Source organism: Massilia sp. (assembly GCF_031995545.1).
Lineage (GTDB): Bacteria > Pseudomonadota > Gammaproteobacteria > Burkholderiales > Burkholderiaceae_D > Telluria.
The window spans coordinates 1-14,210 of the sequence record NZ_DAMAGA010000065.1 but is presented as its reverse complement, the minus strand read 5'-3'; the positions used below and the strand labels follow the sequence as shown (position 1 = coordinate 14,210).

The 14,210-nt window shown below is 66.2% G+C and carries 10 protein-coding genes and 1 pseudogene; 3 read left to right on the top strand and 8 right to left on the bottom strand.

Annotation, left to right across the window (positions count from 1 at the left end):
• A partial coding sequence (locus RTQ83_RS23600; RefSeq protein WP_312520308.1) for a methyl-accepting chemotaxis protein occupies window positions 1-446 on the top strand: 446 nt, incomplete at its 5' end.
• Window positions 447-455: 9 nt separating this feature from the next.
• On the opposite strand, the gene RTQ83_RS23595 is transcribed toward RTQ83_RS23600, so the two are convergent.
• Together RTQ83_RS23595 and RTQ83_RS23590 are read right to left on the bottom strand one after the other, a co-directional pair.
• Window positions 456-1,226 (bottom strand): carboxymuconolactone decarboxylase family protein, encoded by a 771-nt coding sequence (locus RTQ83_RS23595; protein ID WP_409456149.1) that lies wholly within the window; start codon window positions 1,224-1,226, stop codon window positions 456-458.
• On the bottom strand, window positions 1,204-1,677 hold the full coding sequence (locus RTQ83_RS23590; RefSeq protein WP_312520306.1) for a cupin domain-containing protein: 474 nt from the start codon (window positions 1,675-1,677) through the stop codon (window positions 1,204-1,206). The genes RTQ83_RS23595 and RTQ83_RS23590 overlap by 23 nt, the downstream gene beginning before the upstream one ends.
• Before the next feature lie 104 nt (window positions 1,678-1,781).
• On the opposite strand from RTQ83_RS23590, the gene RTQ83_RS23585 reads away from it, so the two are divergent.
• Window positions 1,782-2,675 carry a LysR family transcriptional regulator gene (locus RTQ83_RS23585; protein WP_312520304.1) on the top strand — a complete coding sequence of 298 codons (894 nt, stop codon included), beginning with the start codon at window positions 1,782-1,784 and terminating at the stop codon, window positions 2,673-2,675.
• Here RTQ83_RS23585 and yddG read toward each other — a convergent pair whose 3' ends face one another.
• From yddG to RTQ83_RS23555, 6 genes and pseudogenes are all read right to left on the bottom strand, one after another.
• On the bottom strand, window positions 2,676-3,566 hold the full coding sequence (yddG, locus tag RTQ83_RS23580; protein WP_312520302.1) for an aromatic amino acid DMT transporter YddG: 891 nt from the start codon (window positions 3,564-3,566) through the stop codon (window positions 2,676-2,678).
• Complete coding sequence (locus RTQ83_RS23575; protein ID WP_312520300.1) at window positions 3,563-4,933, bottom strand: ATP-binding protein; 1,371 nt, start codon at window positions 4,931-4,933, stop codon at window positions 3,563-3,565. Before RTQ83_RS23575 ends, yddG begins: the two co-directional genes overlap by 4 nt.
• A 65-nt stretch (window positions 4,934-4,998) precedes the next feature.
• A complete protein-coding gene (locus tag RTQ83_RS23570) occupies window positions 4,999-5,679 on the bottom strand; it encodes a response regulator transcription factor (RefSeq protein WP_312520297.1) in 681 nt (226 codons plus the stop codon).
• Between the two features lie 7 nt (window positions 5,680-5,686).
• Complete coding sequence (locus tag RTQ83_RS23565; protein ID WP_312520294.1) at window positions 5,687-8,845, bottom strand: efflux RND transporter permease subunit; 3,159 nt, start codon at window positions 8,843-8,845, stop codon at window positions 5,687-5,689.
• A 6-nt stretch (window positions 8,846-8,851) separates the two neighbouring features.
• A complete protein-coding gene (locus RTQ83_RS23560; RefSeq protein ID WP_312520291.1) occupies window positions 8,852-10,072 on the bottom strand; it encodes an efflux RND transporter periplasmic adaptor subunit in 1,221 nt (406 codons plus the stop codon).
• Window positions 10,073-10,578: 506 nt separating this feature from the next.
• Window positions 10,579-11,426, bottom strand: a pseudogene (locus RTQ83_RS23555) (alpha/beta fold hydrolase).
• Window positions 11,427-11,784: 358 nt separating this feature from the next.
• Between RTQ83_RS23555 and RTQ83_RS23550 the strand changes: the two are divergent.
• Window positions 11,785-14,082: an ATP-binding protein gene (locus RTQ83_RS23550; RefSeq protein WP_312520288.1), complete on the top strand. Its 2,298-nt coding sequence runs from the start codon at window positions 11,785-11,787 to the stop codon at window positions 14,080-14,082.
• Window positions 14,083-14,210: the final 128 nt, after the last annotated feature.

The following is a 14,210-nucleotide window of genomic DNA, read 5'->3' as shown; positions in this document are numbered from 1 at the left end:
GCGAGCAGGGCAGGGGCTTTGCGGTGGTGGCGGCCGAAGTGCGCAGTCTGGCGCAGCGCTCGGCGGCGGCGGCCAAGGACGTCAAGGCGCTGATCGACGATTCGGTGGCCACCGTGGCAGCCGGCGGCATGCTGGTCGGCGAAGCGGGCAGCACGATGCAGGAGATCGTCACCAGCGTCAAGCGCGTGACCGACATCATCGGCGAGATCGCGCAGGCTGGAGACGCCCAGCAGGCCGGCCTGAACCGCATCAATGACGCCATCGCGGACATGGACGGCACCATGCAGCAGAATGCCGCCCTGGTCGAAGAAGCGGCGGCTGCTTCGGCCTCGCTGCGTTCGCAGGCGAGCAGCCTGGCCGGCGTGGTGAGCGTGTTCAAGCTGGCCGGCGCCAAGGCCGGCGCCCAGGTGGAGGCGCGCCGCCCGCTGGCGCTGGAACGGCAGTAAGGTAGCGGCTTACTTCGCGCCAGTCCCTTCGGCCACGGCGGCCTGCGCGCGCCGTCCGGCATCCGCGCCGACGCGCTGCGCCAGCACGTCGGCCAACTGCTCCAGCTGCCCACGCGATAGCCCGGTGTTGAGGGCGATCTTGACGTGCGATTTCAGCTGCGATTCGACGCCTTCCAGCGCCGCCAGCATGCTCACGGTCGCGATCTCGCGGCTCTGCCAATCGAGGTTGTCGCGCTCGAAGATGTCGCCGAACAGGTGGGTCTTCAGATAGGCGTCGATGCTTGGGGCGAACTCGAACAGCGGGCCCTTGACCGGCGCTCCCGACAACTTGGTCTGGTTGGCGGTGCCGGCCGTCAGCAGGGCGTCGCCCGTCGGCGCGGGATGGCTCGGTGCCCGTCCTTCCGGATCGGCCACGCCGCGTGCACGGCGCGCCTCGACTACCTTCATCAATTCGCCGAGCGCGTTCAGGCTGCGCGGGAAACCGGCGTAGGCATACACCTGGACCAGGATCTCTTTCGCTTCGTTGACGGTGAGGCCGGCGTCCAGTCCCTGTTCGAGGGCCGGGCCAAGGCGCTTGATGTCGCCGGTGGCGGCCAGGGCGGCGATCGGCCCCATGGCTTGCTGGCGTGCCGACAGAGCGGCGTTTTGCTGATTCATTGCTGATTGCTCCTTCGATGTCGATTGCGCCTGGGCCGGCGCACAGGCGAGGGCGCTGACCATGGCCAACGCCACGGCCAGCCCGGCGGCGCGCCGGCGCTCAGCGTGCGTTGTATTGTTCATCGCTGACCTTTTCCAGCCATTCGACGCCCTTGCCGTCGGCCATACCGGTGACCGCCAGGTGGGTCATGCGGGTACCCGGCGCCGCGCCGTGCCAGTGCTTGACGCCGGGCGGGCACCAGACGGTGTCGCCGGCGTGGATTTCCTGGACCGGCTTGCCCCATTCCTGGACCAGGCCGGTGCCATCGGTGACCAGCAGGCGCTGGCCCGACGGATGCGTGTGCCAGGCCGAGCGCGCGCCCGGCTCGAAGGTGACGTAGGCGCCAGAAGCCTGGATGCGCTCGTTGTTCGGCCACAGCGTCTCGACCTTGACCTGGCCGGTGAAGTAGCTCTCGGGACCGGTGCTGGTTTTCTTGGCGCCGGCGCGCTCGATCTGCTGCGCTTCGGCGGCGTCGGCGCCGCCGGCGGCCAGCAATGCGGCCGTGGCCAGGGCGTGGGTGATGGCGTCTTTCATGTGGGGTTCCTTTGAAGTCGTGATGTGAATGGAACCATTCTAGGTGCGCACGATTAACGCAGTAAGCTGCTAACATCGCATGTCCTTATGAAACGGATTCATGAATGCGCCGCGACTTCAACGACCTGATCGCCTTTCTGACAGTAGCGCGCGAGGGCAGTTTCACGCGCGCCGCGGCCCAGCTCGGCGTCTCGCAATCGGCCCTGAGCCACACGGTGCGTAACCTGGAAGCGCGCCTCGGCATTCGCCTGCTGACCCGCACCACGCGCAGCGTGGCGCCGACCGAGGCCGGCCTGCGGCTGATGCAGACGGTGGCGCCGCACGTGGACGGCATCGAGGCCGAGCTGGCGGCGCTGGGAGAATTCCGCGACAAGCCGGCCGGCACCATCCGCATCACGACCGCCGAACACGCGGCCAACTGCGTGCTGTGGCCGAAACTCAAACCCTTCCTCGCCACCTATCCCGACATCAAGGTCGAGCTGACGATCGACTACGGCCTGAGCGACATCGTGGCCGAACGCTACGACCTGGGCGTGCGCCTGGGCGACCAGGTGGCCAAGGACATGATAGCGGTGCGCATCAGTGACGACCTGCGCATGCTGGTGGTCGGCGCCCCGGCTTATTTCGCCGGGCACCCGGCACCGGCCACGCCGCACGAGCTGGTGCGCCACAACTGCATCAACCTGCGCCTGCCGACGCATGGCGGCCTGTATGCCTGGGAATTCGACAAGGATGGCGAAGCGCTGAACGTGCGCGTCGACGGCCAGCTGACCTTCAACAGCACCACGCCGCGCCTGCGCGCCGCGCTCGACGGCATGGGCGTGGCGCTGCTGCCGGCCGACATGGTGCAGGAACACATCGATGCCGGCCGCCTGACCCAGGTGCTGGCCGACTGGTCGCCGACCTTTCCCGGCTATCACGTGTACTACCCGAGCCGGCGCCACGCCTCGCCGGCGTTTTCACTGCTGGTCGATGCGCTGCGCTGGCCGGCGAAATAATCAGCGCCGGGTGGCCAGCCAGCACAGGATCGAACCGGCGCACACCAGCGCCGCGCCCTGCCAGAAAGCGAGCGACAGCGGCGTGTCCAGCACCAGCGCCGCCAGGCCGGCCGACAGCACCGGGATGAAGTAGGAGGCACCGGCCAGGATCGTCATATTGCCGTGCAGGATGCCGACGTTCCAGGCCGCGTAGCCGAAGCCCATCGCCGCCGCCGCCAGCGCCAGATAGATGAGGGCCTGCGCGCTGAAGCGCATGGCCTCGCCGCCGACGACCAGGTACTTGATCCACAGCGCCAGCGCGGTCAGCATGAAGAACAGCGTCACGCCGTTCTTGCCTTCGGCATACTTGGCGGTAATGGTGCAGTAGCTGGCCCAGATCAGGGTGCCGGCAAACGCCAGTCCATAGCTGAGCGGATTGTCCTGCACATTGGCCGCCATCGCCGCCAGCTCCAGACCGGCGTCGCCGCCCAGCACCCAGCAGATGCCGCCGATGGCCAGCACCAGGCCGGGCACGATGGTCCAGCGCGCCCGCTGGCCATTGAACAGGATCGCGAACACCATCGTCATCGCCGGCCACAGGTAGTTGACCATGCCGACCTCGATCGCCTGGCGGTTGGTGTGGGCATAGCCGATCGACAGCGCCAGGCACATCTCGTAGGCGACGAACAGCACGCTGCCCCAGACCAGATAGCGGCGCGGCATGGCGCGCACGCGGGTCGGACCGACGGTTGCCAGTAGAAGCAGCGACGCCACGGTATAGATCAGGGCGGCGCCGCCGGTCGCGCCGAGGCTGGCACTGACGCCGCGGATCAGGCCGACGATTGAACTCCAGAACAGGATGGCCAGCAGGCCAACCAGGGTGGCTTTGCCGGTACTTATGCCGGAATTCATGCCGTGGTCAGCCGCAGCGTCGCACGCAGGCCTGGATGATTGTCTTCGAGCACCAGCGCGCCGCCGTGCAGGCGCGCTACTGCCGACACCACGCTCAGGCCGAGGCCCACGCCCGGCGTGCCGCGGCTGACATCGACCCGGTAGAAGCGCTCGATCACGCGGGTGCGCTCGTGCGCCGGGATGCCGGGGCCGTTGTCGGCCACCACGATCTCGACCGTCTGGGCATCGACGCGGCGCGCCCGGATCGCGATCGCGCCGCGCACGGGCGCGTACTTCAGCGCGTTGTCGACCATATTGCCGAGCGCCTGGGCCAGCAGTACCGGATCGCCCACGGTCGGCAGGCTGGCGGGACCGTCGAAACCGATTGAGATTTCCTTCAGCTCGGCCACCGGCGCATAGAACTCGGTGACCTCGGCGCTGAGCGCCGCCAGGTCGACCGCGACAAAGCCGCCGCGGCGGCTGCCGCTGTCGATTTCGCTTAGTCTCAGCAGGGCGTTGAAGATGCCCATCACGCGGTCGACATCGTCGATGGCGGCGTCGATCTCGGCGAAGGTTTCCTCGCTCGACGGCCGTCCCACCGACAGTTCTTCCAGCCGTGCGCGCAGTTCGGACAGCGGCGTGCGCAGGTCGTGCGCGATCGCGTTCGAGACGTCCTGCACCCCGGTCACCAGGTGCTCGATCTGGTCCAGCATGCGGTTCACGGTGCGGGTCAGCTGCTGCAGTTCGTCGCCGTCGTGCGGCTCGAGCAGGCGGTGCGACAGCTTGCCTTCGATGATCGAAGCGCTGGTCTGGCTGATCGACTGCACCCGCGCCAGCAGCGCGCGTCTTATCAAGACACCGCCCAGCGCCGCACTGAGCAGCACCGCCAGGGCGCAGCCGAGCAGGCCGTAAGCGAACAGCCGTTCCAGCTTCTGGAACCGGTCGAGGTTGCTGGCCACCAGCAGCAGGTAGCCGTCTTCCAGCGTGGTGCGCACCAGCTCGACGTTGCGCTCGACGCCGTCGACCCGGATCGTCACCTGGCACAGGCCGTCGCGGCCGGGGACGCCTTCGGGCCATTCGGGCAGGTTGCCGGCCAGACGGGTGCCGTCCGGCGCCATGAACAGCATGATCTTGCGCACGCCGTCGTTGACGCCGTGCACCTGGCTGTCGATGGCGGCGGCCAGTGCCGGCGGGCCCTGGCGCGCGAACAGGTTGGACAGGTGGTGCGCGTCCGCACGGATCAGCTCGGTGCGCACCTGCTGGATATTGGTATGCCACACGTACCACAGCGGCGCCGCGAACATGCCCAGCGCCAGCAGGGTGACGATGGCGTAGCCGATGGCGATGGTGCGCGCCGAAAAGCCGGGCAGGCGCAGCAGGCGCGACACGAGTGGCTTCTGTGCGGAATGCGGAGTGGAAGCGGAAGCTCCCACGCCGGTCTCGAAACCCGGACTCATGGCTGGTCGGTCAGCATGTAGCCGGCGTTGCGCACGGTGCGCAACAGCGTCGTGCCGAAGCCGGCGTCGATCTTCTGGCGCAGCTTGCTGATGTGGACGTCGATGACATTCGTTTGCGGGTCGAAATGATAGTCCCAAACATTTTCCAGCAGCATGGTACGCGTCACGACCTGGTTGGCGTGACGCAGCAGATACACCAGCAGCTTGAATTCGCGCGGCTGAAGTGCCACCGGCTTGCCGGCGCGGGTGACGCGGTGCGCCAGCATGTCGACAGTTAAATCGCCGAGCGTCATGACGGTTTCCACCGCCTGCGCCTGCGAACGGCGCAGCAAGGCGTCCAGCCGCGCCAGCAGCTCGCCGAAGGCGAACGGCTTCGTCAGATAGTCGTCGCCGCCGGCGCGCAGACCGCGGATGCGGTCGTCCACGCCGTCGAGTGCCGACAGGATCAGGATCGGCACCCGGTTGCCCTGCCGGCGCAGGGCTTCGATGATCGCCAGGCCGTCGATGCCGCCGGGCAGCATGCGGTCCATCACGATCGCGTCGTACGGCTCGCTGACGGCGTGCACCATGCCGTCGCGGCCGTTGTCGGCGTGATGCACCGTGTGGCCGGCTTCGCTCAAGCCCTTGGTGACGAAGCGCGCCACGCGCTCGTTGTCTTCGACCAGTAACAGTTTCACGGGATCCTCAATGCAGTGCCGGCTGTTTTTCCTGCGCCGGCGCCGCGTCTTCCTCGTCGTGCGCCACCGGCGGCTTGCTGCGGCCGGCGATGATCACATAGAACAGCGGAATCATGAAGGTGGCGAGGAAGGTTGCCGTCATCATGCCGCCGATCACGCCGATGCCGAGTGCGTTCTGGCTGCCGGAGCCGGCGCCGCTGGAGATCGCCAGCGGCGTCACGCCCAGCACGAAGGCCATCGAGGTCATGATGATCGGACGCAGTCGCACCTTGGACGCTTCCAGCGCCGCTTCCACCACGCCCATGCCTTCCATCTGCAGCTCGCGCGCGAATTCGACGATCAGGATCGCGTTCTTGGCCGACAGGCCGATGGTGGTCAACAGGCCGACCTGGAAGAACACGTCGTTTTCCATGCCGAAGGCGGTGGCCGCGCCCAGCGCGCCCAACAGGCCGATCGGCACCACCATGATCACCGAGATCGGGATCGCCCAGCTTTCGTACAGCGCCGCCAGGCACAGGAACACCACCAGGATCGACAGCGCGTACAGCAGCGGCGCCTGGGCCCCGGCCTGGGATTCCTGCAGCGAGATGCCGCTCCACTCGTAGCCGATGCCTTGCGGCAGCTCGCCGACCAGGCGTTCCATGATCGCCATCGCTTCGCCGGTACTGTAGCCCGGGGCCGGCTGGCCCTGGATCTCGGCCGACTCGATGCCGTTGTAGCGCGACATCGCCGGCGAACCCCACGACCAGCGCGCGGTGGCGAAGCTCGAGAACGGCACCATGGTGCCATCGTTGTTGCGGGCGTACAGGTGGCGGATGTCTTCCGGGTTCATCCTGAACTGGGCGTCGCCCTGCACATATACACGCTTGATGCGGTTGTCGGTGTCGAGGAAGTTGTTGATATAGCGCGAGCCCCAGACCGTCGAGAAGGTCTGGTCGACCTCGGTCAGGTCGACGCCCAGCGCGGCCGCCTTTTCGCGATCGATGTCGACCTTGTAGGTAGCGTTGTCGGACTGGCCCGAGAAACGCACGCGCTGCAGCTTGGGCTCCTTGCGGGCCAGCTCCAGCAACTGGTCGCGCGCCTGGGCCAGGGCCTCGTGGCCGAGGCCGCCGCGGTCCTGCAGCTGCAGGTTGAAGCCGGTGGCCGAACCCAGGCCGCGGATCGCGGGCGGCTCGACCGTGTTGATCACGGCGCCCTGGTAGTCGGCGTAGCGCGTGGTGATGCGCTGAGCGAGGGCGGACACGCTCAGCTTGTCGTCCTTGCGCTCATCCCACGGACGCAGGCGCACGAACAGGCGGCCCTGGTTCTGGCCGCGCTGCGGCTGCGAGGCGCCGTTGGTCATGAAGGTGGCTTCGACCATCGCTTTTTCGTCGTTCAGCAGGTACTGGCTAATTTCCTCCAGCACCTTGCCGGTGGTTTCCTGGGTGCTGCCAGGCGCGGTCTGGACCTGGACGAACATATAGCCCTGGTCTTCCTTGGGCAGGAAGCCGGTCGGCAGGCGCAGGAACAGGGCCGCGACGATACCGATCGTCACCACGTACACCACCATCCACAGGCCGCGCCGGCCCAGGATGCGCTGCACGCCGCCGAGGTAGCGGTCGCGGGTGCGGTCGAAGGCACCGTTGAACCAGCCGAAGAAACCTTTCTTTTCGTGGTGGTTCGGGTCGACCGGTTTCAGCATCGTGGCGCACAGCGCCGGGGTCAGGGTCAGGGCGATGAAGGCCGACAGCAGCATCGAGGCCACCACCGTGAGCGAGAATTCGCGGTAGATGGCGCCCACGGTGCCGCTGGAAAACGCCACCGGCACAAACACCGCCGACAGCACCAGCGCCACGCCGACCAAGGCGCTGGTGATCTGGCTCATAGCCTTGATCGTCGCTTCCTTCGGCGGCAAACCGTCTTCGTGCATGACGCGCTCGACGTTCTCGACCACCACGATGGCATCGTCGACCAGCAGGCCAATCGACAGCACCAGGCCGAACATCGACAGCGTGTTCACCGTAAATCCGAGCGCGGCCATGATGCCGAAGGTGCCGAGCAGCACCACCGGCACCGTGATCGATGGAATCAAGGTGGCGCGGAAATTCTGCAGGAACAGGTACATCACCAGGAACACCAGCACGATGCCCTCGATCAGCGTGTGCACCACGCCGCTGATCGATTCCTCGATGAAGGGCGTGACGTCGTTCGGGTACACGGTGCGCAGGCCGGGCGGGAAGAACTCGGCCAGCTCGTCGAGGCGCGCGCGCACGCGCTCGGCGGTTTCCAGGGCGTTGGCGTTCGGCCCCAGCTGGATGCCCAGGCCCGAGGCCGACTTGCCGTTGATGCGCACGTCGACGTTGTAGTTCTCGGGGCCGAGCGCGACCCGCGCCACGTCGCGGATGCGTACGCTGGAGCCGTCCGGCTGGACTTTCAGCAGGATGCGGCCGAATTCCTCGGGCGTGCGCAGCAGCGTGGCCTGGTTGATGGTGGCACTCAGGGTCTGGCCTTGCACCGCCGGCAGGCCGCCCAGCTGGCCGCCCGAGATCTGCACGTTCTGGGCCCGGATCGCTTCGGTGACGTCGAGCGGGGTGAGGGCGAAGCTGGTCAGCTTGACCGGGTCGAGCCAGATGCGCATTGCGTACTGGGTGCCGAACAGGTTCATGCTGCCCACGCCGGGAATGCGGCTGAGCGGATCCTGGATGTTCGAGGCCACGTAGTTGGCGATGTCGAACTTGGTCATGCTGTTGTCGTCCGACAAGAAGGCGGCCACCATCAGGAAGTCCGAGGTCGACTTGGTCACCTGCAGGCCCGACTGCTGCACTTCGCTCGGCAGGCGAGGCACCGCCGTCTGCAGCTTGTTCTGCACTTGCACCTGCGCAATGTCAGGATCGGTGCCGGCGGCAAAGGTCAGGGTGGTGGTCGAGCGGCCGGTATCGTCGCTGGTCGACTGCATGTACAGCAGGTTGTCGATCGCCGTCATCTGCTGCTCGATCACCTGGATCACGGTGTTCTGCATGGTCTCGGCCGAGGCGCCCGGGAAGGTGGCCTGGATCTGGACCGACGGTGGCGTGACCGGCGGATACTGTTCGATCGGCATCTTCCACAAGGCGATGCCGCCGATCAGCATGATGAGGAGCGAGATCACGATCGCGAAGATCGGACGCTGGATGAAAAACTTTGGCATCGCGGCTTATCCCTGTTGCTTGGGTAGAGCAGCAGCAGCGGTGGCGGCCGGCGCAGCAGGTGACGCTGGAGCAGCGTTCTCCGGCGCAGCTGCCGCACGTACCTTGACCACTGTGCCGGCCCGGAGTTTCTGGGCGCCGCTGACGATCAGGCGCTCGCCTTCCTTCAGACCTTCGCTCACCAGCCAGTGGCCGTCGACCAGGGCCTCGGTCTGGATGGTGCGCAGCACCGCCTTGTTGTCGGGCCCGACCAGCATCACGGTGGCCCCGCCCTGGGGCGTGCGCGTCACGGCCGGGGCCGGCACGCGCATCACGTCCTGGCGCACGCCCTGGCTGACGCTGGCGCGTACGAACATGCCGGGCAGCAGCAAATTGTCGGGGTTCGGGATGCGCGCGCGCAGCGTCACCGAGCCGGTGGCCTGGTCGACCGTGACGCCGTTGTATTCCAGCGTGCCGGTGCGGGTATAGGTGCTGCCGTCTTCCAGCCTGAGGGTGACCTTGGCGGCATTGTTGCCGTCCACGCGCAGGCGCCCGGACGCGATTTCGCGGCGCAGGGCCAGGCCCTCGACGCTGGACTGCTGCAGGTCGACGTACATCGGATCGATCTGCTGGATGGTGGTCAACAGGGTGGCCGAGCCGCCCTGGACGTAGGCGCCCTGGGTCACGGCCGACACGCTGCTGCGTCCGGTGATCGGGGCGGTCACGCTGGTGTAGCCGAGGTTGATGCGCGCGCTTTCCACCGCGGCCTTGGCGGCGGCGACTTCGGCCGCGGCCTCGAGCTGGGCCGCCTCGGCGTTTTCGAACTCCTGCTTGCTGACCGCGTTCTCGCGCACCAGCACCCGGTTGCGGTTGAGAAGGGCGGCGTTGCTGCGCAGCGTGGCCTGGGCCCGCTGCAGCTGGGCTTCGGCGCTGGCCAGGACGGTGCGGTAGGGCGCCGGGTCGATCAGGTACAGCTGCTGGCCCTTGCGCACGTCCGCGCCTTCGACGAAACGGCGCTCCTGCACGATGCCGTCGACCCGCGCCCGCACCTCGGCCAGCAGAAACGGCGATGTGCGTCCGGGTAACTCGATGTTCAGCGGCACGTTGGACGGGCGCATGGTCAGCACGCTGACTTCGGGAACGGCCGGGGCGGCGGGTTTCGGATCGGAACCGCAGGCGGTCAGCAGCAGCGCGGCAAGGGCGGCGCCGGCGGCCAGCGAGCGGCGGCGCGGAAGGGTAGTCGAGGGCATGTAGTGGAGTCCGGGTTGCGAGGTTGAGAACGTATTCTTCCCTACCTTGGACTATGCCCGTCGCCAGCTTAAAAGGGGGTGAGAGATTGATTAATTTTCGTTAATGTTGAGCATGAGCTCAGCTGTTCGAGCGGTGTCTGCCCGTTGGTCGGCGGCGTGCGGCACCCTTGCAACATCAAGAATTTATTTATGTTTGTTAATTTAGTTTTGTTAATATTTGAGATTCTGATCATGCTGTAAAGCATTCCGAATATCGTTCGGGATAAATCTCAGGCATGTAGATTGTGCGCTGCAACATTGCTACAACGCGCCATATGGCTGAGCAATAGGTTTCGCTTTTTATCCTAGTATGGATGAGCGATAGCTTTTTCCATAAAGCCGCCTATATGGCTGAGCTATAGTCGATTTCTATGTCGTCATAAGGATGAGCGATAGTATTGTGCATGAATGCACAGTACCTCTGAAGAAGCGGTCGCAAGTGCGACCGCGTCTTTGCAACCCCTTGTTTATCCGACACTTTCTCCCCGCGCAAACGCCAGCAGATCGGCGTTCACGCGCGCCTTGTGGGTCTCGGTCAGCCCATGCGGCGCGCCCTTGTGCTCGATCAGCGTCGCTCCTTTGATCAACCTGGCGGACGCACGGCCGCCGACATCGATCGGCACCACCTGATCGTCGTCGCCGTGAATGATCAGGGTCGGCTTGTCGAATTTTTTCAAGTCTTCACGGAAATTGGTTTCGGAAAATGCTGCGATCGAATCGTAGGTATTCTTGTGGCCGCCCAACATTCCTTGCAGGAACCACGATTGGATCAGGCCCGGTGATGGCGTCGCGCCAGGCCGGTTGAAGCCATAGAACGGACCCGACGGCACATCCAGAAACAGCTGGGCACGGTTGGCTTCCTGCTGGGCGCGCAGGTCGTCGAATACCGCGCGCGGCAGCCCGCCGGGATTTTCCGGCCGCTGCACCATCAGCGGCGGCACCGCGCCGATCAGGGCCAGCCGGGCGATGCGGCCGGTACCGTGGCGGCCGACATAGCGCGCCACCTCGCCGCCGCCGGTCGAAAGCCGATCAGGAACACGTCATCGAGGTCGAGCAGTTCGATCAGCTGAGCCAGGTCGTCGGCGTAATGGTCCATGTCGTTGCCGTCCCACGGCTGGCTCGACCGCATGTGGCCGCGCCGGTCGTGTGCCACCGCGCGCATGCCGTTGTTAGCCATGTGAAACATCTGCGACTCCCAGCTGTCGGCACCCAACGGCCAGCCGTGGCAGAACACCACCGGCCGGCCGCGGCCCCAATCCTTGAAGTAAATTTCCACGCCGTCGCGGGTAGTGAAGGTGCCGGCGTTGCGGCGCATGTTTCCGGCTGCCTGGGCGGCGATTCCGGAACCGATATCGTTGGCCATCATGCTTCCTTTTGTTGAACACGGGCCGTGGCGCAGCGGCCGGACGGGCGCGAGCCTGCGCCGGTCACCAGCGCTCACGCAGCCCGGCAACGGTTCCGGGCATGGTCGATTGTTCATCAACGAAGCGCATGCAGTGCCGGTACGGTCAATGGTGTGTCGATCGGATAGGGAGCCAGCGGCAAGCAGTGACATGTCCTGGTTACGTGTTTTTGCGTAACTGTGGTAAACAGACGACGTGCGAAGTTCTCGTACGGAAACTATTCACGTAGAATTGAGCCATCACACATTTCTGCAAATCTAGTTTCCACGTATGCAGACCGTCAGAACATTGCCCCATCGCCTGCTTCCGCGCGGCCTGGCCGGCTACATGGCGCTCGCTACTTCGGCCCTGTGCGCCATCCTCACCATCGTGCTGGTCGTGCTGGTGCAGAACCAGGCGCGCGAGCACGTGGCCCAGAGTATCGGTTTCGGCCTGGGCGAGCTGGCCCAGCAGGCAGCCGACAAACTCGACCGCGGCATGTACGAGCGCTACCGCGAGGTCAACCTGCTGGCGCGCCGCTTCGCCGACCTCGGCCCGGAAGCCACGTTCGAATCCAGGCGCCGCATGCTGGACGACGCCCACCGCAGCTACGGCTACTACAGCTGGCTTGGCGTAGCCGGCCTGGACGGCAAGGTGCAGGTGTCGGCGCGCGGCCTGCTACAGGGCGCCGACGTGTCGGCCCGGCCCTGGTTCGTCAACGCGCTGAAGGGCAACCACATCGGCGACGTGCACGAGGCCGCGCTGCTGGCCAAGCTGCTGCCGGCGCCCACCGGCGAGCCGCTGCGCTTCGTCGACGTCGCCTTCCCGATCGAAGGCGCTGACGGCAAGCCGCGCGGCGTGCTGGGAACCCATCTGTCCTGGCAATGGGCACGCGACGTCGAACGCTCGGTGATCCAGCCGCTGCAGGCAGGCCGCGCGGTGGACGCCCTGATCGTCGACGCGCGCGGCATGGTGCTGCTGGGCCCGAAGGGGCTTCAGGGCGAGACCATCGACACCCTCAGCCTGCGCCAGGCGCGTGGCGGCCGTGGCATCGGGTATGTCGTCGAAAAATGGGGCCATGGCAAAGATGCAAAGGAATACCTGGTCGGCTACAGCCAGACCGCGGGCTACTCGGATTATCCGGGCCTGGGCTGGACCGTGCTCCTGCGCCAGGAAGCCGACAATGCCTATGAGCCGGTGCACCGCCTCGGCCAGTACGCGCTCTGGACCGGTGTCGCCCTAGCGGTACTGTTCTCTATCGCCGGCGCCCTGGTGGCGAATTGGATCACGCATCCGATCAAGAGTTTGCAGGAATATGCCGACCAAATCCGCGGCGGCCAGGTCGCGCCGCTGGTGCCGGACGACCGTGCCTATGACGAGGTGCGCAGCCTGGCCAGTGCCCTCAACATGCTGCTCGGCGAAATGCTGGGCCGCAGCCGCGAGCTGGAAGAGCTCAACCGCACGCTCGAGCAGCGCGTACATGAGCGCACCCACGAGCTGGCCACGGCGCTGGCCACGGTGCAGCAGAACGCCCAGCACATCAATACCATCATCGAGACCGCCCACGACGCCTTCATCGGCATGGACCTGGACGGCATCATCACCGATTGGAACACCCAGGCCGAGCGCATGTTCGGCTGGCGCCGCCATGAAGCGATCGGGCGCCCGCTGGCCGAGCTGGTGTTGCCGCAGCGCTATCACGACTCGCTGCGGCGCGCGATCCGCGAATTCCGGGCCACCGGCCACACCGGGGCGCTGAACCGGCGTGTCGAGCGCACCGTGGTGAAACGCGACGGCGAGGAGTTCGCGATCGAGATGACGGCCGGCATCGCCGGCATCGGCGAGCGCACCTTCTTCAGCATCTTCCTGCACGATATTTCGCTGCGCAAACGCGTGGACCAGATGAAGAACGAGCTGGTGGCCACCGTCTCGCACGAGCTGCGCACGCCGCTGACCTCGATGCGCGCCTCGCTGGGCCTGCTGCGCAACGGGGCGGCGGGGCCGATCGATGGCGAGATGCAGGAACTGGTCGACATTGCCCACCGTCATTGCGAGCGCCTTGTGCGCCTGGTGGGCGACATGCTGGACGTGGAAAAGATCGAATCGGGCCGGCTGTCGGCCCATCCGCGCCCGCAGGCGCTGTATCCGATCCTGGAGGATGCCGTGTGCGCGATGCGCGGCCAGGCCCAGGACAGCCACGTCGGCCTGCACAGCGGCTGTGCGCCGGGGCTGGAAGCCGAGTTCGCCTGCGTCGACCACGACCGCATCACCCAGGTCTTGATGAACCTGGTGTCGAACGCGGTCAAGTATGCGCCGCCGCACAGCGCGGTCGAAGTCACGCTGGCGCGCCACGGGCAGGGACTGCGCATCAGCGTGGCCGATCGCGGGCCGGGCATTCCGGCGGCTTTCCGCGAGCGCATCTTCCAGCGCTTCGCCCAGGCCGATGCCGGGGCCGACCGCAAGACCAGTTCAGGGCTGGGGCTGGCGATCAGCCGCCAGATCGTGGTCGAGCATGGCGGGGAGTTGTGGTTCGAGGACCGGGCAGGGGGCGGGACGGTGTTTCATGTGGATTTGCCGCCGCAGGTGTGAATCGATGGACGGCATGGGATAGCGGGCCGACCGACATATTCGCTTCTTCTGACCGCTGACCCAAAAACAGTCATTCCCGCGAAGTGAACTGACCCCGTTTAGTCGGACAGCTTTTTTGATCAAGTGGA